The organism is Flavobacterium sp. (assembly GCF_027482425.1).
Classification (GTDB): Bacteria; Bacteroidota; Bacteroidia; order Flavobacteriales; family Flavobacteriaceae; genus Flavobacterium.
In genome coordinates this window covers 81,773-103,521 of the sequence record NZ_JAIXWA010000072.1, presented here as the reverse complement: position 1 = coordinate 103,521, position 21,749 = coordinate 81,773, and the positions used below count along the sequence as shown (strand labels likewise).

General features: G+C 38.3%; 17 protein-coding genes and 1 tRNA gene. 6 read left to right on the top strand and 12 right to left on the bottom strand.

Annotated elements, in window-relative coordinates:
- Positions 1–56: 56 nt before the first annotated feature.
- Positions 57–2,027, bottom strand: a complete 1,971-nt coding sequence (locus Q0037_RS10480; protein ID WP_297518022.1) for a hypothetical protein — start codon at positions 2,025–2,027, stop codon at positions 57–59.
- A gap of 215 nt (positions 2,028–2,242) precedes the next feature.
- On the opposite strand from Q0037_RS10480, the gene Q0037_RS10475 reads away from it, so the two are divergent.
- Together Q0037_RS10475 and Q0037_RS10470 are read left to right on the top strand one after the other, a co-directional pair.
- Positions 2,243–3,394, top strand: a complete 1,152-nt coding sequence (locus Q0037_RS10475; protein WP_297518020.1) for a DNA polymerase III subunit delta' — start codon at positions 2,243–2,245, stop codon at positions 3,392–3,394.
- Positions 3,395–3,396: 2 nt separating this feature from the next.
- Entirely contained in the window at positions 3,397–3,780 is a 384-nt protein-coding gene (locus Q0037_RS10470; protein ID WP_297518017.1) for a DoxX family protein, read from the top strand.
- Here Q0037_RS10470 and Q0037_RS10465 read toward each other — a convergent pair.
- From Q0037_RS10465 to Q0037_RS10440, 6 genes are all read right to left on the bottom strand, one after another.
- On the bottom strand, positions 3,773–6,037 hold the full coding sequence (locus tag Q0037_RS10465; protein ID WP_297518015.1) for a helix-turn-helix domain-containing protein: 2,265 nt from the start codon (positions 6,035–6,037) through the stop codon (positions 3,773–3,775). The genes Q0037_RS10470 and Q0037_RS10465 overlap by 8 nt on opposite strands.
- Positions 6,038–6,130: 93 nt before the next feature.
- Positions 6,131–6,709, bottom strand: coding sequence for an OmpH family outer membrane protein (locus tag Q0037_RS10460; protein ID WP_297518012.1), 579 nt, complete (start codon positions 6,707–6,709; stop codon positions 6,131–6,133).
- Between the two features lie 217 nt (positions 6,710–6,926).
- Positions 6,927–7,784 (bottom strand): class I SAM-dependent methyltransferase, encoded by an 858-nt coding sequence (locus Q0037_RS10455; RefSeq protein WP_297518010.1) that lies wholly within the window; start codon positions 7,782–7,784, stop codon positions 6,927–6,929.
- Between the two features lie 49 nt (positions 7,785–7,833).
- Complete coding sequence (gene mnmG / locus Q0037_RS10450) at positions 7,834–9,702, bottom strand: tRNA uridine-5-carboxymethylaminomethyl(34) synthesis enzyme MnmG (RefSeq protein WP_297518007.1); 1,869 nt, start codon at positions 9,700–9,702, stop codon at positions 7,834–7,836.
- 52 nt (positions 9,703–9,754) lie between these two features.
- On the bottom strand, positions 9,755–10,174 hold the full coding sequence (gene ybeY, locus Q0037_RS10445; RefSeq protein WP_297518004.1) for an rRNA maturation RNase YbeY: 420 nt from the start codon (positions 10,172–10,174) through the stop codon (positions 9,755–9,757).
- Positions 10,167–13,568: a DUF4175 family protein gene (locus Q0037_RS10440; protein WP_297518001.1), complete on the bottom strand. Its 3,402-nt coding sequence runs from the start codon at positions 13,566–13,568 to the stop codon at positions 10,167–10,169. The genes ybeY and Q0037_RS10440 overlap by 8 nt, the downstream gene beginning before the upstream one ends.
- A 115-nt stretch (positions 13,569–13,683) precedes the next feature.
- Between Q0037_RS10440 and gltX the strand changes: the two genes are divergently transcribed.
- Positions 13,684–15,192, top strand: coding sequence for a glutamate--tRNA ligase (gltX, locus tag Q0037_RS10435; protein ID WP_297517998.1), 1,509 nt, complete (start codon positions 13,684–13,686; stop codon positions 15,190–15,192).
- Between the two features lie 32 nt (positions 15,193–15,224).
- Here the strand turns inward: gltX and Q0037_RS10430 are convergent, their stop codons facing one another.
- Positions 15,225–15,890, bottom strand: a complete 666-nt coding sequence (locus Q0037_RS10430) for a hypothetical protein (protein ID WP_297517996.1) — start codon at positions 15,888–15,890, stop codon at positions 15,225–15,227.
- Positions 15,891–15,960: 70 nt separating this feature from the next.
- Here Q0037_RS10430 and Q0037_RS10425 point away from each other — a divergent pair, with 70 nt between their 5' ends.
- The gene (locus Q0037_RS10425; RefSeq protein ID WP_297517993.1) at positions 15,961–16,938 is read left to right on the top strand and encodes an SPFH domain-containing protein; all 978 of its coding nucleotides are present in this window, start codon (positions 15,961–15,963) and stop codon (positions 16,936–16,938) included.
- A gap of 287 nt (positions 16,939–17,225) precedes the next feature.
- Here Q0037_RS10425 and Q0037_RS10420 read toward each other — a convergent pair whose 3' ends face one another.
- The gene (locus Q0037_RS10420) at positions 17,226–18,911 is read right to left on the bottom strand and encodes a glutamine--tRNA ligase/YqeY domain fusion protein (protein ID WP_297517990.1); all 1,686 of its coding nucleotides are present in this window, start codon (positions 18,909–18,911) and stop codon (positions 17,226–17,228) included.
- 67 nt (positions 18,912–18,978) lie between these two features.
- Here Q0037_RS10420 and folB point away from each other — a divergent pair, with 67 nt between their 5' ends.
- Both folB and Q0037_RS10410 read left to right on the top strand, forming a co-directional pair.
- Entirely contained in the window at positions 18,979–19,338 is a 360-nt protein-coding gene (gene folB / locus Q0037_RS10415; RefSeq protein WP_297517987.1) for a dihydroneopterin aldolase, read from the top strand.
- A gap of 92 nt (positions 19,339–19,430) precedes the next feature.
- Positions 19,431–19,501 (top strand) — tRNA-Cys (locus tag Q0037_RS10410).
- 141 nt (positions 19,502–19,642) lie between these two features.
- Here the strand turns inward: Q0037_RS10410 and Q0037_RS10405 are convergent.
- The 3 genes from Q0037_RS10405 to Q0037_RS10395 are packed head-to-tail and all read right to left on the bottom strand — an operon-like array spanning position 19,643 to position 21,718.
- A complete protein-coding gene (locus Q0037_RS10405) occupies positions 19,643–20,299 on the bottom strand; it encodes a GldM family protein (protein WP_297517984.1) in 657 nt (218 codons plus the stop codon).
- On the bottom strand, positions 20,280–20,990 hold the full coding sequence (locus Q0037_RS10400; RefSeq protein WP_297517982.1) for a LysE family transporter: 711 nt from the start codon (positions 20,988–20,990) through the stop codon (positions 20,280–20,282). Before Q0037_RS10400 ends, Q0037_RS10405 begins: the two co-directional genes overlap by 20 nt.
- A gap of 59 nt (positions 20,991–21,049) precedes the next feature.
- On the bottom strand, positions 21,050–21,718 hold the full coding sequence (locus Q0037_RS10395) for a head GIN domain-containing protein (RefSeq protein WP_297517981.1): 669 nt from the start codon (positions 21,716–21,718) through the stop codon (positions 21,050–21,052).
- Positions 21,719–21,749: the final 31 nt, after the last annotated feature.

Genomic DNA, 21,749 nt, shown 5'->3' with positions numbered 1-21,749 from the left:
CGGGGAACATGTTACGGCGATTTTTAATCGAAAGCACCGAGCCGAAGAGAATAAAATTAATGATCATTATCGGTAATGGTTTCGTTACTATTATTGACAGAAAGCACCCAAAGCTTATCGTGGTATTGGCCATTCATTTGCGATTGCACCCAAATTTGAGCTTCTTGTTGGGAGGCAACTTTTTTAAGGTATACGTATTGAAACTTGTTTTGCGTATTCACCATTTTTTTGGGGTGGAATCCTTTCTTTTTAAGGGCGTTCATGAAATTATCGGTATTCTCTGAAATGGCAAATACATTGGCAATGATATAATATCCTTGGTCTTCATTGGGAATCTTGGCCCATTGAATCTTTACAGACTCCTCTTCTTGTTGTGTCACTCTCGAGGTTTCCAAGCGTTTGATATTCCAAGCGGCGTCAGCATACAGTTGGTTAATATTTTTGTTCACAGCCACAATTTGAATACACTCTTTATACGTTCCCTCCATTTTGTTGAGTAACTTAATCACTGCCTGTTCTTGACTTTGGGTTTTTAAAATTGCAATGTAACGGTATTGATTGAGCGGATTGGTAAACTCAACCGGTTCAAACTCCTTAGATTTTAAAAAACGATAGTATTCGTTGGCAGCGCCTTCCGTTTTGAAAATACCAGTAACCAAATAATACGCGGCTTCGGCGCCAGATATTTTAAGCATTTGAATGTCGGTTGATTTCTGACTTTCTACCGCTTGATCACGGCAAAAACGGTTAAACGATGAAGTTGTTTTGGCGTTGTTTTCGGATAATAAATCAATATTTGCGGGGATAAATTTTAAGGTCCTTTGCGTTCCTGTGAGTTTGTACTCGTTTTTATTCGGGATTTGCGTGAGTCCTTTTTTCTCGATTGCTTTCGGTTGATTGTCTGAATCGACGACCATTCCGGTAACATAAACAAAACTTTGATCGCCCGAAGACAACAATCGCAACGTAGCCTCTCGAGCATCGTTGGGCACCAATTGATTGTTGGAATTAAAAATGGAAAACAAACAGGTATCATATCCCAGTGTATTTTTACTGTCGGGAAATCGGTTCATCATGTACTGCCCGTCTAGGGTAATACTACTGTTGAAAAAATTATTGGGTTTCCGACGGGAATCGGTAATCGGTAAAAAGCTTCCTGTTTTGGCATTTCCAAGCAAAACTTGGTCACCAATTAAAGTGTTATCGCCTTCTAAATTGGCAAAGGCTAATTTCACCCGAACCTCTCCCGAAGCAGGCGTATGGAATCCCATGTAGGTGAAATCAATCGGTTGTTGATTCAGCGAAAGAAACCCATCATTGAGGGAAATAAACTTTTCAGACAACGAGGCATCTTCATACACCACAAACAATGACCATCCTGCCGCAGAACCTCCTGAAAGCGTTCCCAATGTTGCTCTGATATTGGCCACCGTATATACCCCAAACGGATTGGATAAAGATTGAACCAAACTTGTAACATCGGCAAATACGGCATAAGGAGCCATATCTTGGGTTGCTTTGGAATTGATTCCATCAAACAATAATTGCCCTTGAACCGAAGTATATTGTTTTGAACCAGGCAGTTTCAACAAGACGGATGTAAAAGCATTGCGTTGTGGATTGACGGGAATATACTTTTCTGAACCTTTTTGGGCTCCTTCTTCATATTTGTAGTTGGCTGCCCAATACAATCCCGCAAAAACAATTTTCTTCCCCGAAGGATTTTCTACATACAATTCGGCACTACTGGACGAAAACGTAGCTTCTTCTTTGTCAATATCAATGTAATCCATATAGAACTCATCGTTCAACAACGCTTGGTTGGTGTGGTTGTAGTACGCATCGTTGGCATGGTTGTTAAAATCACTACGGTTTACGATGTTGTTCGCAATGACCACTAAATCGCCCTTTAAATGTTTTTCAAAACGTGATTTAAACGGAACCATCAATTGCGCGTAGCCTAAAGTACCTGAGCACAAAAAGCCAAGTAGCATTATTTTTTTTAGGGATGTTGACAATTGATCCATGGTCACTTTTTTTGGGGTTGCTTTTTTGAACATGAAAAACAACAAGACAAAATTATATACAAATATCGATAAAGTGTATACTTTTGTCGTTATAAATTACTTTTTATTATTATATTACTGTAATTTCTTACACATACAAGGTGTTTTTATGTTTGTATATTGTATTTTTTTAGGCAACAAAAGGGAAGAAAACGAGATTTGAGTTATATTTGCTTATGTTGTTTTCAGAAATTTTAGGGCACGAACACCTTAAAAATCATTTACTTAAAAGTGCCGATTCGGGTCGTATTCCCCATGCGCAACTTTTTACTGGGCCTGAAGGATGTGGTATTTTACCTATGGCGATTGCGTATGCACGACACATTATTTGTCAGGCGCTATCCACTTCAAATGAATCCAGTCGAGCGGCTTGTCAGTTGAAATTTGAACAGTTGGGGCATCCTGATTTGCATTTTATCTACCCTACCGTAACTACCGATGATGTCAAATCAAAACCCAAAAGTTTAGATTTTTTGCGTGAATGGAGGCAGTTTGTAACTGAAAACCCCTACGGCACCTTATTTGATTGGTATGCTGTACTGGATGTAAAAAACAAGCAGGGATTTATTCGCGTAGAAGATGCGCATGAAATTGTTCGTTTATTATCCTTAAAAGCGCATGAAGGGGGCTATAAAGTGATGATTATTTGGAGTGCTGATAAAATGAATATTGAAGCGTCCAACAAACTCTTAAAATTGTTGGAAGAACCCACCGATAAAACGGTTTTTCTTTTAATTGCGGAGCATGAAGAAGATGTTTTACAAACCATTCGATCACGGTGTCAAGTATTACATTTTAACGCGCTGACCGATGCTGTGATTCAAGAAGCATTGATTTCACAGGAATCATGTGATGAATCAACGGCCAAAAAAATTGCCCATCAAGCCCAGGGTAATTATGCCAAAGCATTAAAATTAATGCGAAAAGAGGATGAAGATCTTCCCTTTGAACAATGGTTTGTACAATGGGTGAGAGCCGCTTTTCGAGCCAAAGGAAATGCTACAGCCATCCATGATTTGATTGCTTGGAGTGAAGAAATTGCCGGTTTGGGTCGTGAAACCCAGAAGCGGTTTTTACTATTTTGCCTAGAAATGTTTCGTCAAGCCTTGGTATTCAATTACCAAGCAAACGATTTAGTTTATATGGAACCTGAAGTTCAAGGGTTTGCTTTGGAAAAATTTGCGCCCTTTGTTACAGGCAACAATATTGTTGAAATAGCGCATGAACTTGAACAAGCGACCTATTTAATCGAACGAAATGGAAATGCCAAAATCGTGCTCACCGATTTGTCGATAAAACTTACGCGTCTCATTCACAAACATTCGTAACCATGACCAATCCCGCTTCATTTTTCGTTTTGTTGTTTTTGGCGATTACCTTTTTAATGTCGTCACATGAAAAAGTTTTTCATTGGAAAACCACTTTACAAGGGATGCAAAGTTATTTTGCCAACAGTCCTGTAAAAGATAAAGTAGCGTTATTAATGGGTGTTTTATTAGTCACCGAATTGATTGCGGGTATTCTTGCCGCGATTGGTTGTTTGCAATTGTATATCAATGGCGAACGCAACTTTGGCTTTTGGGGCGCTGTATTTAGTTGCATTGCCTTATTAGAAATGCTTATCGGCCAGCGTTTGGCCAAAGATTATGACGGGGCAAGAAATATTACCCTGTATTTTATTCCCGCGATTATTGGGGTGTATTGGCTTAGCTAACCCATGCCGCTCTGGCCCACTTCAATTCTTCCCAGCCGATTGTTTCGCCCACCAATTCCTTTAATTCAGATAAAGTGCTGTTGGGATGTTGTCGAAACAAGTCAATAATACCAAGAAATCGATCTTTCGGTAAGACTTCTTCTATTTGAATCTCCTTTTGTTCAATTAACTTCGCAATGTGCCCTTGAATGGTATTGAGGGTAAGTTTGCGTTCGGCCGCTATTTGTTCCATAGACAGGGATTGCTTCCAAAGTTCAAAAGTGATAAGATAGGTTGATTTTTTGGCAACTTTAGGCGATTTTTTTCGTGTATAAATCGGTTCATCCTCTTCTAATTCAGCTGGTTGAAAACCAGACGATTTGAAATCCTCCAACACTCTTTTGCGCAAGGTACGTTTAAACTCTTTTTGCCGTTCGGTCACCAAGTTTTCCTTCGTTACAGGTTGGTTTTGAAGGGTTAAAGTGACAAATTGTTGTACTTTGAACGCTTGTAGAATGGTTTGAAGAGAAACCGTTTCTAAATGAAGTAGTTCTTCATGAAATTCTTTGACTTTTTTAAGAGTTCTAACCTCCTCCATTTTCAAAAGAAGCCCATAAACCATGGATTCCCAGGTAGGATAAAAATAGTCAACTGCAGCATCGAGGCGCTCTTTGAGAAACGGATAATCCCATTGGCCATCGAAAATTCGCCGTAATTGAAGTTGGAATTTTTGGGCTTGAACTTTTATGGCCAATAAAGAACGTTCAAATTCTTGAGCCCACATTTTAAAAGCTACTTTGGGGGATTTATCGGTCAATTCTAAATACGATAATTGATGTGCTTTTACCACACGGTGCCATTCCTCCCAATCAAAGGCTTGCAGCACATAATTTTTGAGGTAAGATTGGCTTTCAAGGGATAAAGTAACTTCAAGTTGATCGGGTTCCGACTTTTGACTTACATAATCAAGCACATCAGGGTCATTATGAATGCCTTGCAACTGGATGGGCGCTTTTAAAACTAAACCTTGTAAACTGCGTAAACGCGAAAAAGCAACATAAGCTTGACCGGGTAAAAACACATCGGAGACATCTAAAACGGCTTTATCAAAAGTTAATCCTTGGCTTTTGTGTACGGTAATAGCCCAAGCTAATTTTAGGGGATAATGGGTAAATGTTCCCAATACTTCTTCTTCAATATCTTTGGTACTTTCATTGAGCGTGTAGCGGATGTTTTGCCATTCGTATTTTTCGACTTCAATGGTTCGTTTTTCCTCAGGAAATTCAACGATAATCTCATGAGTTGATAATGCTTTTACGACGCCCATTTTACCATTGAAAAAACGTTTCTCTTGAGACAAATCATTTTTGACAAACATTACTTGTGCGCCGACCTTTAAGATCAAGTTGGGGTCTAATGGATAGGCTTTTTCAGGAAAATCACCAATTATTTCGGCATGATACACGTTGGGTTCGATGGTAATTTTTGACAAAGCTTGGGTATTTATTCGATCGGCTTTGGCATTATGGGTGGTTAAGGTAATGTATCCTAAGTGGTTTTCAGGTTGAAAATTAGGTTGAATATATGGGGCTAAAACCGACAGATCGTCTTTAGTTATTGTGTTGTTCCTCAGTTGATTAAGCAAATTAATAAAGGTTGTATCGGTTTGTCTAAATATTTTAGGGAGTTCAATATACAGCGGTGGAAAATGCTTTAACACTTGGGCGTGAAAAAAGTATTTTCCGTGGTAATACTTTTTTAAATAGGTCCATTCTACTTCCTTAACTATAGGTGGTAGCTGCATTAAATCACCAATAAAGAGTACTTGAACACCACCAAATGGTTTATTGTTACGTCGAACCGATTGCAATACAAAATCGATAGCATCTAAAATATCGGGACGAAGCATACTAACTTCATCTATAATCAACAATTCGAGGTTACGAAGAAGTGCTATGCGTGTTCCATTCCATTTAAAATGACGCTTTAAGCTTGTTCGAGACTCTAATTTTAAAAAAGGCTGGGTCGTTGGGATCGAATAATCCGGAATAAAAGCGGAAAAAGGCAATTGAAAAAAAGAATGAATCGTAACACCTCCTGCGTTTAAAGCAGCAATTCCTGTAGGGGCAACGACGACGGTGTTTTTGTAGGTTTTGGTAATTATTTCACGCAACAACGTGGTCTTTCCTGTCCCTGCTTTTCCTGTTAAAAATACAGATCGATTGGTTTGGTTGATGAATTGGAGCGCGTAGTGTGCTTCGGTAGATAATGATTCCATGGCTTATAAACTAAAAGACAAAGATAGAAATCTTCTGAGGACAAACAAAAAAAGCCCTGAAAAATAGGGCTTTATCTTTAAAGTATTCATGGATTACTTTTTATCTGTTTTTTCTTTAGTCGCTGCTTTTTTATCTGACTTTGCTCCTGATTTATATTTATCATTGACAAGTTTTACTACTTCTTTGGTGATATCATAGGCGTCTTTGGCATATAAAACAGTAGCTGATTCGCCTGTTCCATAAATATAGTCGTACCCTTTTTCTTTACCGTAATCTTTGATGGATTTACGATAGGTGTTGACTAAAGAATCCATTTCAATCCCCATTTCTCCTTGCAACTGACGCGTCAACATTTGCTCGGCATATTGAATTTCTTGACCGCGTTGCTGAAGTTCACCATATTTTTGTTGTGCCCAAGCTTGTCCATTTTTTTGTGCATTGATAGAAAAGCTTTTTTGTTCGGCTTCTAAACGATCGATTTCGACTTTAATGCGCGAACCTTTTTCTTTGGCTATTCCTTCATATTTAGCTTTGATATCATTCGCTTCTGTTGATTCGTCTAATAATTTACTGGTATCAATGTACGCTGTTTTAAATTCTTTCGCTTCGGTTGCTTTTTCGCAAGAAATCATGGCGAATACCAAAATAACTCCTACAAACAATTTTTTCATAATCATGGTTTTTTTCATTTGGCCTCAAAAGTAAATATTTCGTTCGATATATTTAACATTATTCCCTTGAGATTGAAATATAAGTAATATTTATAGCTGCCGGCGTATTTATACGGTTACTTGATTAAAAACGGCCTCGTTTTAGCCGTTTTAAGCGCGTTTTAAAAATCGCGTGCCTTGTGCTTTGGAAACGATAATAAAAGTTGAAAATACGTTTTTATTTGACGTTTTTCATGTTTTTTAGGACATAAATGTGTGATGAATACTCTTTAGTTTGTTTCGCTCTCACATTCGAGCGCCATCCGATCCATACAGCCTTCACATAATTCATTTTTCCTGTTTTATACTTTTCAGAAAGTAAACTCACATAATAGGAATCAAATTTCATGGGGAGTACCTTTACGAGTTGCATCGTCTGTTGCGCAAATAATTTTTCGATAGCTGTTTTTGAAAAATGCCACAAATGGATGGGCACATCGTATGCAGCCCAATACGATTGGTAATGTTGGGCGTCGTAGGATTTAAAATTGGGCACTGCAACAATCACCGTGCCTTCGGGTTTGAGCAAACGCTTTAACGATTGTAGTTGTGCTTCCAAATCAGGTACATGTTCCAACACATGCCACATAGTAATCACATCAAAGGAACGATCGGGCAAATCGTTTTGTGATGCGGTCATGGTAATTCCTTTGGACTCTGCAATCGATTTTGCTTTAGCACTAGGTTCAATTCCAGTTGCCTGCCAACCGTCATTTTTACATGTTAATAAAAAATCACCGGTACCCGCACCAATGTCTAAAATGGTCCCTTTCGGGCTCATCGAATTAATCAATTGCAACTTGTTAGCCAAAGCAATGCCTTTGACGAATTGATATGCCTTTTCAAAAAGCGTTCGTTTCCCATCGGTATGAGAAATATAATCGGCACTTTCATAATAGGCAGGCAGTTGTTCTGGAGTGGGTTGAGGATGGGTCACTAAAAGCTCCCATTGCCTATCCATCCACAATTCAAATTCCTCTCCAGAAACAGAATGATCTTTAACTTTAAAAACAAATTTATCTTTAGAAAAACTCATGCAATACCAGTATTGATAAGGGTTAAAGCCTTTTGTTTCACGTGAAACATTAGCGCCCCATGTAAATTAATAAGATTGAAATATCAGCCGGTGAAACACCACTAATTCGCGAAGCTTGAGAAATTGTTACTGGACGAATGGCCGTTAATTTCTGTTTGGCTTCTATAGACAAGGAATGAACTTTATAAAAATCAAAATCGTCTGGGATTTTCATTTCTTCCAAACGGGTAAGTTTTTCAGCATTATTTCGTTCCTTTTCAATATAGCCCGAATATTTCAATTGTATTTCGGCTTGTTCTACAATTTCAGCATCCAACTGATGGGTTTCAATATACGTTTTCACTTTTTCAAAACGAACAATGTCACTCAAATCAATTTGAGGTCGTGAGAAAACTTTAAACATCCGGTCGGTTTGAATCATCGGCGAGCTTCCTTTTTCAATCAAAATTGGGTTAGCTTCTTCGGGTGTAACACTTGTTTCTTTAAAATAGTCTAATAACGCGTCACTCTTTGAATACTTTTCTTGCATTCGAACATAACGGCTCTCGTCGGCCAAACCGATAGCATAGGCTTTAGGGGTAAGACGGAAATCGGCATTGTCTTGACGAAGCAACGTACGATATTCAGCTCTCGAAGTAAACATACGATAGGGTTCCTCAGTTCCTTTGGTAATCAAATCATCAATTAACACCCCAATATACGCTTCATCGCGCTTGAGAATTAAGGGGTCTTGTTCATGAATTTTCAAATGGGCATTAATCCCAGCCATTATGCCTTGGGAGGCCGCTTCTTCGTAACCTGTGGTTCCATTGATTTGTCCCGCAAAATATAAATTCTCTACCAATTTGGTTTCTAAGGTGTGTTTTAATTGCGTTGGGGGGAAATAATCGTATTCAATCGCATAGCCTGGACGGAAGAATTTTACGTTTTCAAAACCTTCAACGGTTCGCAAAGCTTTAAATTGCACGTCTTCGGGTAGCGATGTAGAGAATCCATTCACATACACTTCAACGGTATTCCATCCCTCGGGTTCCACAAACAATTGATGTCGATCCTTATCAGCAAAACGGTTAATTTTATCTTCGATAGAAGGACAATAACGAGGTCCGATACTTTGAATACGTCCGTTGAACATCGGAGAACGGTCAAACCCTTCTCGTAAAATACTATGTACTTCAGGAGAAGTATAGGTCACATGACAGAGTTTTTGATGTGTTAACGGTCGTGTTATAGCGGCATATGAGAATTTATCTGGATGATCGTCTCCGGGTTCCTCACGCATTTTAGAATAATCCAACGAACGTCCGTCTACTCTTGGTGGCGTTCCTGTTTTCATGCGTCCCGCTTCAAACCCGAGTTGAACCAACTCTTCCGTAATTCCTGTAGCGGCGCTCTCCCCTGCTCTACCTCCACCGTATTGTTTTTCTCCAATATGAATCAATCCATTTAAAAAGGTTCCGTTGGTCAGTACAACCGCTTTGGCATGTATTTCTATACCTAAGGCTGTTCGTACGCCCATAACTTTACCATTCTTTACGATAAGTCCACGAATCATTTCTTGATAGAAGTCCAAATTAGGGGTGTTTTCAAGCATTAAGCGCCATTCTTCCGAAAAACGCATACGGTCAGATTGCACACGCGGAGACCACATGGCGGGACCTTTCGACTTATTCAACATTTTGAATTGAATTGCTGTTTTGTCTGAAACTATGCCCGAATACCCACCGAGCGCGTCTATTTCACGAACAATCTGTCCTTTAGCAATACCGCCCATCGCAGGATTGCAAGACATTTGCGCAATATTCTGAAGGCTCATGGTCACAAGGAGCGTCTTTGACCCGAGATTGGCTGCAGCCGCAGCTGCCTCACAGCCCGCATGACCCGCACCCACCACAATTACATCATACGTTGAAAACATAATTCACAATGTTCCACGTGGAACGTTATTTATTTTTTACTGTTCTTTAAATTCAATGTTCCACGTGGAACAAAGCTATTTTTTCATCCTCTTTATTGCGCATTAACTGCGATTCTACATCGGATTTGTCTTTATACCCACAATAATGAAGGATGCCATGCGCCATAACACGTAGCAATTCATGCTGAAAAGTAACGTTGTATGTTAAGGCATTTTCAGCTACTCTATCCGTAGAAATAAATATATCGCCGTGTAGTTCATTTGCTACAGAATAATCAAAGCTAATTATATCGGTATAATAGTCGTGATCAAGATATTTTTGGTTGATTCCCAACAAATATTCGTCATCACAGAAAATATAATTTATCTCACCTTCTGATTTTTGCTCAGAAAGAATTATTTGTTGAATCCAAGCCTCAAATTGCGACTCGTTTTCGAGAGAGAAGTCAGATTCATAATTGAAACTAATCATTGCTTTTCAAATATTCTTGCACCTTACGACTATAATTAGCGCGCAAAGGTAAGGTTTGACGATTTAAAACTTCTATACTATTTAAATATTCTTGAAGGCGCTTTGGCAAAGGAGTTGAAGGATTAGTATACTCCTTAGAATTAGTTTCAGATTGCCGTTTCTTTTCTTCACCTTGTTGTTGAATCGCTTTTTGAAGTTTAAGCATCTCGTATTTCACATTTAAAATGCGTTGCAAAACTTCATTGTCAAAACCTTTATTGAGCAACTGTTTTTCAATTGCTTTCATTTGATTTAAAGTGTTTTGACCTTGTGAACCTAACCCTTGTTTGTTCAGTTCTTTTTCCAGAGCGTCTCGTAACTGCTGTTGCTCCTTGTAGATTTCCATAATAGCACGCGCATTACCCTCACCATCTTCGCCTTCCTCGCCTTCGCCTTGACCGTTTTGACCCGATCCGTTTGGTTTTCCTGAGGAGCCTTGTTTGCCTTGTCCGGGTTTATTGCCTTGTTGACCCGACTTGGGCTGACCCTCTTTTCCGCCTTCTTTTTCTCCTTGACCACCTTCTTTTCCCTCGCCAGGCTTTTGCCCTTTCTTCATCCCTTGCTTCATTTTTTCGCCTAAGCCTTCTTGCTTTTGAATAATATCGGGCAGTTGCATCCCCGAACCTTGGCCTGGTTTGGGTTTTCCTTTTCCAGCACCCGCCATCGACATTGACATTTGCATGCCATTGAGAATACTCGCCAACATATCCGCCAATTTATTGGAAGATGAAACGGCAAATTGTTGATGAGATGCCCCTTTCATGACATTGGCATCTGCAAGTGTTGAGAGTGCTTTCTCTATGTTATATTGTACATTACCCACTTCTTTGGTGATGTCTTCTGCAATTTTTGGATTGCGTAAAGACAAGGCAAACAAGCTGTCGTCAACGTGTTTGAATTGAAGCTTCAAATCTTGTTGTTGTTTTAGGTATTTATTATACGATGGGGAACCACGCTTCATCCCTTTAAATTGCTTCATTACGTCCTCTTGTGAAAAAGAATACGCCACTAAATTATCAATGATTTGACGTAGCATCGCGACATCTTCATCCATTTGCTCCATTTCGCCTGATTCCATAGAAGCGCCCATATCCATACTCATTTGCTTCATTTTTTGAGCTGCACTTTTTTGTTTAGGTTTAGCACCCGCTTTGGAATTCTTGTCTAACTGTTCTTTAGCCTGTTGCAAATCCTTTTCAATATTCTTCTCACCCGCTTCGATGTTAGGCAATTCTAAAGGCGATTTTAGCTCTTTGTTCTCTTTTTGCAATTCGTCTAATTCTTTTTGAACCTCGTCAAATTCTTTGTTGATATCCTCTTGTTTATTCGCTGAATTTTCCTTCTCGTTTTCAGCTAATTTTTCTTGCTTATCACTGAGTTTGTCCAGTTTGTCTGCAATCTGTTCCGCCTTTTTTTCAACGTAATACTTCTTGGTTAATTCAACCAATTGCTGCAGGTTTTTGGATTGGTTTTTGGACTGTTGTTTTAGCTGGTCCATTTTTTCAAACAACTCCTCTTTTTGAATTTTTTCATTCAAACGTTCTAATTCTTCTAACAACTTTTTGTTCTTATCAAATTCCTTATCGGCCTTTTCTAAGCGGTCTTTCAAGAGTTCTTTGGTTTCGTCTTTCTTATCGGTCTTGACTTTTTCCAAATTTTCTTTCATTTTTTCAGCGAACGACTTCATCAACTCATCTTGCTTTTTTTGACGTTGAAGAAAATCATTTACTTTTTGCTGCTCCTTAAACTCTAGGCTCTCTTTTTCTTTGCCTAGTTTTTGCAATTTATCCATTTCGTTAAACTGTTTTTCTTGCGTTTTCAGAGACTTTTCTAACGAATTGATGGTACTGTTTTGCTCTTGCAATAATTGGTCTGCCTTCTCTGATTCAGTACTTTCACGATGACTGAAAACGGAGGATTTGGCTGATTTATAATTGTGTAGCGCATCATTATCGAAAACTTCAAAATAATACTCATAAGGTACACCGGCTTCAATACTTAAATTGCCTGGAAATGAAAAAATAAAGCGGTCATAAACATCCTTCTTCACGGGAAGCATTGCCTTTTTAACTGTTTCAGGTTTGTTTTTGGGGTAATAAACGACTTGTAACTTGGTAAGTCCGTAATCATCACTAACTTGACCTAACAAGAAGTTTTTTTCAACCTTTAAACTATCAGGGGCGTTTCCTACTGAAATTGTGGGATATTGATCGGATACTACTGCTATACGATACGTTAGTCGTTCGTAATTGGGTATTTTCGCATTTGAAGTTAGAATCTGATAATCGGTATTTTGAGTAATTGATTTAGCCCATGTAAAAGCATTATTATCTCGCATAAAATTGGCTTTCTGTTGACCATTGGTCCAAACCACTTGTTGCGTAGCCACCGTTTGCATTTGCCAAACAACGGTGGTTCCTTCAGGAACAATGGCGTTTCCAGTTCCTTTGATTGTGGTTGACGGTTTTTTTAAATACGAAGGAAACTTCAGCACCATTTGAAAATTAGCAATCGTAGGAACGGTGACAATGTCAAGCGTATACGTTTTGGAACGCACGGTATTCGCTTCTAGATGAAATTCGATGTTTTCTTTGGGTTTCGGGATAATAAATTGAAATTTCCCCGGGGCCGTGGCTTCCATAAAATAACTTTCATCATCCCAAAAAATCATCACATTTTCGGGAACGACCTTTCCTTTGGTTTCTACCTGAAGAATAAAATCTTTGTTTTGTTCTGTTTGCAAAGAGCTGTTGGTAATAAAAAATGCAAAGGGAGCAGGTGGTGTAAATTGTTCCTGATAATGCACTACACGGTTGAAGCTTTGTGTCAACACCTCACTTTTCCCACTTAACATAAAAAATAACACCAACAAAACAGGAATGGCGGCCAAAGGAATGTATTTTTTATTGGCCGAAAAATCAATAGCCTTGGAAAAAGGGATTGGCTGAAGATTGGCTGCTTTCTGTTCAATAGACGCCAAAAGTAACTCGGAAGTTTTTGAATCGTTGGCCAGCTGTAAAAAATTGGTTAGTTTATCGCCAACCTCTTGAAAATGGTTGCCAATAATTTGAGAAGCTTGTGTGTAATCGATTCCTTTTTGAAGCTTAAACAATTTAAATAAAGGAAAAAGAATGTAGCGTGAAAGCAGAAAAATTTCTACCCCAACAAACACCCAAAATAAAACAGTTCGAGCACCGGGTTGCAGCCATAAAAAGTACTCCACAAAAAGCGTGAATAAAAAATAAAGCAAACCAAGCCCTGTAAACAGCAACATACCACGTACTAATGCATTGGTGTAATACTTGCGAATAAAATCTTCCAGCTTCTGGTAAATAAGTGCCGATGCGTCGGTCATAGTGAATCTATGGTTAATAACCGCTAAAAATACAAAAAATGGGCTACATCAAAAGTTAAATAATTGCCAAGTCAAGAATTGAAAAACTGCGTTATCTTTGCCAAAAATTTTTACCATGGCTCGACCAGTACGCGTGCGCTTTGCCCCTAGCCCCACCGGACCACTACATATTGGCGGTGTTCGAACGGCTTTATTCAACTATTTATTTGCTAAAAAAAATCAAGGTACGTTTTACCTTCGTATTGAAGATACCGATCAAAATCGTTTCGTTCCTGGAGCGGAAGCTTACATTTTTGAGGCGCTAGAGTGGTTGGGTATTGCCCCTGATGAAACCGTAGGAAAAAATGAAAAATTTGGACCCTACCGTCAAAGTGAACGCAAAGCATTGTACAAGCAATATGCCGATCAATTGATTCTATCGGGATGGGCTTACTATGCCTTTGATACCGCCGAATCCTTGGACCAACATCGTAAAAACCACGAAGCACAAGGAAAAACGTTTATTTACAATTGGCATAATCGCGAAAAATTAGATACCTCCCTTGTGCTCACCCAAGAAGCTACTGAAAAACGCATTGCTTCGGGAGAAGCTTATGTTATTCGTTTTAAAACGCCTGTAGATCAAATTTTGGAATTACATGACATTATTCGGGGTGATTTAAAATTTGATGCCAACCTACTCGATGATAAAGTACTGTTTAAAAGTGACGGGATGCCAACGTACCATTTGGCCAATATCGTGGATGACCATTTGATGGAAACGTCACATGTGATTCGCGGAGAGGAGTGGCTGCCATCACTTCCTTTGCATCATTTATTGTACAAAGCTTTTGGTTGGGAAGCGCCAGAATTTGCTCATTTGCCTTTAATATTAAAACCTATTGGAAACGGTAAATTATCAAAACGCGATGGAGATAAAATGGGCTTCCCTGTTTTTCCATTGAATTGGACCGATCCATCAACGGGAGAAGTTTCTGCTAGCTATCGTGAAAAAGGGTTCTTTCCTGAAGCGGTGGTCAACTTTTTAGCTTTATTGGGTTGGAATGACGGCACGGAACAAGAATTGTTTTCTTTGGACGAATTATGTCAAAAATTTGATTTAAATCGCGTACACAAGTCAGGGGCTAAATTTGATCCTGAAAAAAATAAATGGTTTAACCATCAGTATCTTCAACATCAATCCAATACCGTTTTGGCCGATTTATTTGCAAAAGATTTGGCCTCTAGAAATGTTTCATATTCCTTCGATTTGGAACGAATAGTTGCGCTCATCAAGGAACGCGCACACTTTGTATCGGAGTTTTGGGAATTGGCCGATTATTTCTTTGAGGCACCCACGGCATATGATGAAAAGGCGTCCAAAAACTGGAAAGAAGATACGCCTTCCCTTTTGGAACAAGCGTTTTCGGTAATGAGCGCTGTCGAGCCTTTTGAATCGGTAACTATTGAAAACGCCTTAAAATCGTGGATGACCGCCCAAGAAATTGGTATGGGTAAAATTATGCAGCCTTTACGTTTGGCACTAGTGGGCGCTTTAAAAGGACCACACTTGTTTGATATCATCGAACTCTTGGGCAAAGAAGAAGTTCAAAAACGAATCCAAAAAGCAAACGCTACTTTATAAAAAAAGCCCCGACACATTATCGGGGCTTTATCTTATAAATTAAAGACAATTTGACCGTTGATAGTGCCTAAATTTCCTTTGAAATTTTCATTGGAATTTAAGGCGGTTAGATCAGTATTTTTATTGAGTTTATTGAAAAGATTGGTAAAACCATATTGGTAAAATACTTGGGCACGAACGGTTTTACTCCCGGCTGAAAAACCCAAATAAAAAGCACCGCCTATATTGGATACATCTAATATGTCTTCAGCACGAATCGCTTGTTTAGAAACTTCATCGTATTTGATCACATTCGTTTTGGAGGAAGCATTTACAGCCAATTTTCCATTGACTTGAAGAACGGGACCAAAATCTAGCGAAACATGATCTTGTACAATATTATAACTAAACAACAATCGAATTTGCACCCCTTGTAAACTAAATTCTGTTTCACGTGTATAAAGACTGCTTTTCCCTAATGAAAATTGGCTATTAAAAAACTGCATGCCATAAATCATGCTCCAATCGTTGTAATAATTACCACGAACAGACATTCCGCCTGCAAAACCTATTCCGGATTTGGCATCAAAACTTGAGGTAAAAATGGTACAATGAGAGACTCCAGCCGCAATACCAATGCGATTTCCATCGCGATACCCATACTGAGCAAAAGTTATAAAGCTACACATTACGGCTCCTAACACTATTAATTTTTTCATGAAAAAGGGAATTATGTAACAAACATACACTATTCCCGTATAACAAGTGTCTAATCCAAAAAATTTATTCATGGATCCTATTTTAATTATTGTGCTGGTCTTCGGACTGTTTTTATTCTTGGCTTGTTTTTTTACGGTGAAACAACAAACCTCTGTCGTAATCGAACGTTTTGGAAAATTCCAAAGCATTCGTAACTCGGGACTTCAATTGAAGATTCCGGTCATTGATCGTATTGCAGGTCGCGTAAATCTGCGTATTCAACAATTGGATGTTATTATTGAAACACAAACCAAAGACAATGTGTTTGTGAAAATGAAAGTTTCTGTTCAATTTAAAGTGATTCAGGAAAATGTGTACGAAGCTTTTTACAAACTCGAATATCCGCACGACCAAATTACGGCCTATGTTTTTGACGTTGTTCGTGCCGAAGTACCAAAACTTATTCTGGATGATGTATTTGTGCGAAAAGACGATATTGCCATTGCTGTAAAACGCGAATTAAACGAAGCGATGATGGCCTACGGATACGACATTATCAATACGTTGGTTACTGATATTGATCCCGATATTCAAGTGAAAAATGCGATGAACCGTATCAATGCCGCTGAACGCGAAAAGGTGGCTGCTGAATTTGAAAGTGAAGCACAACGTATTCGTATTGTTGCCAAAGCCAAAGCTGAAGCCGAAAGCAAGCGTTTGCAAGGACAAGGTATCGCCGACCAACGACGAGAAATTGCCAAAGGATTGGTCGAAAGTGTGGAAGTGTTGAACAATGTGGGCATTAACTCACAAGAAGCTTCTTCATTGATCGTGGTCACGCAACATTATGATACGCTGCAAGCCATTGGTGCCGATTCGAATTCTAATTTAATTCTATTACCCAATTCTCCACAAGCGGCAACCGATATGTTGAATAATATGGTAGCGAGTTTTGCCGCCAGCAATCAAATTGGTGAACAAATGAAAAGACAAAACAAACGGTTGAAAAATAGTGATGATAAAACCTCGTTGGACTATAATCCAAACGATACATCGCAACCGGAGTAAAATTTTGAACATAAGAAGAGGCTTTTACAGGCCTCTTTTTTTTGAAATAAAAAATCGCAGCAAAAAAAAGGTGATTTAAGTGAAAACTTTAATTTAAACGATTTAAAACACTTTCTCATCTCTAGTGAATAAAGTAGATTGGCTATTTTTAAAACAAGCGGAAATCGAACGTATTAAAGCTGTTTTTAATAATAATTACTGATATTGTTTCATAATAACATAAGTTTTAACAATAATAAAAAAACCCGATGTTGTATCGGGTTTTGTATTGCTTTTGAATATAAAAATTATTCTTTGCTTTCAATTTTTGCCCATGTGTCTCGAAGGCCCACCGTTTTGTTAAAAATTAATTTTTCAGGGGTTGAATCGGTATCCACACAAAAATACCCTAAGCGTTGAAATTGATACGACGTTCCCGGTTGGGCTTGTTGCAAACTCGGTTCCAAATATCCAGTGATAAATTGCAACGAATTGGGATTGATGTAAGTTTTAAAATCCACTTCCTTATCGCCATCTGGGTTTTCATGGGTAAAAAGACGATCGTAAATGCGAACTTCTGCCTGTAAAGCGTGTTGAATAGACACCCAATGAATGGTTCCTTTTACTTTACGCATACTCGCTTCTGTTCCACTTCCCGATTTACTATCGGCATCATACGTACAGTGAATTTCAGTTATTTCACCATTGGCATCTTTAATTACTTTTTCGCCTTTTATGATGAATGCGTTCTTTAAACGTACTTCTGTTCCTAGGGTAAGACGGAAAAACTTCTTATCGGCTTCCTCTTTAAAGTCCTCTCTTTCAATATATAACTCTCTTGTAAAAGGAACTTTACGATAGGTCATCGGGTCAGCTTCTGGATTGTTTTCAGCATCCAACCATTCTTCTTGACCTTCAGGATAATTGGTAATCACCAACTTTACTGGATTGAGGACAGCCATAACGCGATCGGAAGTTTTATTCAACTCTTCACGAACACAAAATTCTAATAAGGATACATCGATAAGATTGGTACGTTTGGCAATTCCAATGGTTTTGGCAAAGTTTCGAATAGCCATTGGAGGATAACCGCGACGACGCATTCCTGAAATGGTACTCATGCGAGGATCATCCCAGCCTGAAACGTGTTTTTCTTCAACCAATTGGAGTAACTTCCGTTTAGAAACCACAGTATGTGATAGATTTCTTCGGGCAAATTCACGTTGTTTTGGACGTACTTTTGATTCATCATAAATTTGATCCAAAAACCAATCGTATAATTCGCGATGCGGTAAAAATTCTAGGGTGCATAACGAATGGGAAATTTGCTCTAAATAGTCACTTTCCCCATGCGCCCAATCATACATAGGATAAATACACCAATCGTTACCTGTACGGTGGTGATGTTCATGCATAATGCGGTAAATAATCGGATCACGCATCAACATATTGGAGGAAGTCATATCGATTTTGGCACGAAGCACATGCGTTCCTTTCGGAAATACGCCTTGTTTCATTCGTGTAAATAAGTCCAAATTCTCTTCGATCGAACGATTTCGGAAAGGAGAATCTGTACCGGGTTGTGTGGGTGTACCTTTTTGTTTGGCCATTTCTTCCGAAGTTTGGCTATCGACATAGGCTTTCCCATTTTGTATTAAAGCTACCGCCCAATCATACAATTGTTGGAAATAATCAGAGGCGTAACACTCGCGATCCCATTGGAATCCAAGCCATTGCACATCGCGCTTGATGGCATCTACATATTCTTGTTCCTCTTTGGAAGGATTGGTATCATCAAAACGTAAATTAACCGGCGCATTATAGTCCAAACCTAAGCCAAAATTCAAACAAATCGCACTGGCATGCCCCACATGCAAATAGCCATTGGGTTCGGGTGGAAAACGAAAACGAAGTTTATCTTTTGATAAGCCGTTGTTTAAATCGTCTTCAATGATTTGCTCGATAAAATTGAGTGATTTTTCCTCGGTAGACATAGAAATTTCTTAATTTTAGCAAAGATATGTTTAATTCGTCAATTTGAAAATTGGCACCGAAATAAAAATGGGAACAATTAAATTACAAAACATCCGCACATTTTCTTTTCACGGTTGTTTACCGGAAGAAGCAAAAATTGGAAGTGATTATCGGGTAGATTTAGAAGTAAAAACCGATTTACGCAAATCAGCCCAAACCGATGAATTAACCGATACTGTTGATTATGTGTTGCTTAATCGCATCGTTGTTGAAGAAATGGCGATTCGTTCGAAATTATTGGAACATGTAGCGCAACGCATTATTGAGCGCATTTTTAGAGAAATTCCATCGGTTTCGCGTATCATTTTGGAAGTTTCCAAACGTAATCCTCCTATTGGTGGCGATGTTGAAGCAGTTACCATCGTCATGGAAGAGTACCGAAGTTAGTGGTAAATAAGTTTGTTTTTACACTATAAATTGAAGTCGGGAATTTGGATATTGATTTTTTTTTACTTTATCTTTGCTACCCTTACTAAAAAGGCGTCGTGGCCGAGTGGCTAGGCATCGGTCTGCAAAACCGCGTACCCCGGTTCGAATCCGGGCGATGCCTCTTACTTAAAACCTCTCAGAAATGGGAGGTTTTTTTTATTGAAAATAATAACTTCAAAACCGCACACTCGGTTCTCCCGAAGCTTCGGGACGGGCGACTCTTACTTAAAACGGCTCTGAAATGGGAGGTTTTTTTAAAAAATTATAGAATAGTAATTATTACCGGTGTAATTTTACAAATGGAAATTCTATTATTATGAATTCCTACTCTTGTTTTTATATCACAAATTGTGAGTTGATCTCCTTTCCTTGCATATCTATTGATTTGATCAAAAACGGAACTTGTTATGGTATTTCCTTGAACCACAATTGCTTTTTGACCAGGTATCCTTAAGGTAAATTCAAGAACATTGAACTTAAAATCCAAGTTTTTATCTTCAAAAAATATACGAACAACTGCACCTTTCAAATTGTTCTTACTCATCCGTAAAATAGGATCTTTATTATAGTTTAATGAAGTTAATGGAACAGCAATATTCCTAATTTTAAATACAAAAACTTCTTCTTTTTTGGTTTTATTTTTTAAAACTATTTGAACGGAAACATTGAGTTCTGTACCAGCACCTGGGTTAATTTCAAATGTGTTTTTTGAAATTGATTTTACTCCTAATCCAGAAACAGAAAATGACAACGAATTGGGAACTTCGATACTAAATGTATTAGGCATCCCGCGATAAACTACACGAATATCTTGGTTTACTATCCAGTCAGATTTGTGTTTAATAGTAGCTAACGTATCCTTTTGAGCAAGACTAAAAAAGGATATAAAAAGAAAAAAGCTATGGAGAATTCGTGGCATTTTCAAGCGTTTTACCAATTCCTAATTGTTGTTCGATCATCTTTTTTTCGTTGGGGAAAAACCCTTGAACGATTAAAAAACTACCGAATATCATTAGGATAACGCTAATTACCCGCTTTATCTTATAAATATTATTGGGGGTAAGTCTGGATTTCAATTGTTTGGCCACCATTATTTTTAAAATATCGACGGCAAAATAAGTTAGAATAATTACCGTAATAAATAAAATAATTCGATCGGTTTCCATATTTAATTTGGGACCAAATACGATGATAATTCCCATCCAGAAGGCCAAAACCCCAATATTGATAAAATTCAAAAAGAAGCCTTTGAAAAATAAACCTAAGTAATTGTTTTTGGGAATATTATCCTCTTCAACCTGCTCTTCATCTCGTTTTTTTAAGAAATTCTTTTTCTCTTTGATGAATGAAATAATACCATACGTAAGCATAATTACCCCACCAAAAATAAATAAACCAGGATCATCTTTGAGCCGTTCAAGGATTTGATTAGTACTAAAATAAGCGATTAAAATAAAAATAAAATCACCAAAAACCACTCCAGCATCAAACACCATAGCCGCACGAAAACCCTTGGTGATACTCGTTTCTAATAAAACAAAGAAAACAGGCCCAATGGTAAAGGCAAGTAAAAATCCCCAAGGTATGGCCGCTAAAATATCGTTGAGCATGGCATAATTAACTTAAAAAGTAAAGGTATTCTTTTTCCAAGAAAAAGCAAATTCCCCACCTATTTCGCTTGACGAATGCTCCCTCCAGCGATGGTTTTCTCGTTAATTTGCTTCGGATTGCCGTAAATTACAATATTCCCGCCAGCTCGAATTTTGGCATCTACCCACTCGGAAGCATAAATCTCAGCGTCTCCACCTGCATTTCCTGTAATGGTGGTTTGCTCTGTGCGTAAATCTTTAGCTTCGTATTGTCCGCCTGAATTAACAATCACCTCTTGGGTTTTGGCAAAACCTTGTAACTCTACTATCGAACCATTGGCTATGCGCGCAGTTAATTTGGAAACCTCTAACTTTAATTTTACTTGTGAACCTTCTTTGGCAATTACCTCAAAAAAAGTTGTTTTTATGACAGTATCACCGCCGATATGCGAACCCTCATTGGCTTCAACGGCTTCTAAATGGGTATAATAAACGGTCGCTGAGACCGATTCACCTGAGAGCATTTTAGTCAAAGGCATTCGTATTTTTAACTCGCCATTACGATTAACAACTTCCACTGAAGATGCTTCTTTGCCTGTAAGTACCACTTTATCCTCTTTTCCGGGAACTAATAAAACATCAATTTGATCAAAAGCGGTCAACTTGGTAAAATCCCCCACTTTCTTCTCAATTTGCGCACTCGCTAGCGACGTACATACGAAAGCGAAAAAAATCAACTTTTTCATCATAGTAAACATTTATTTAAAAACCAATCTTCGC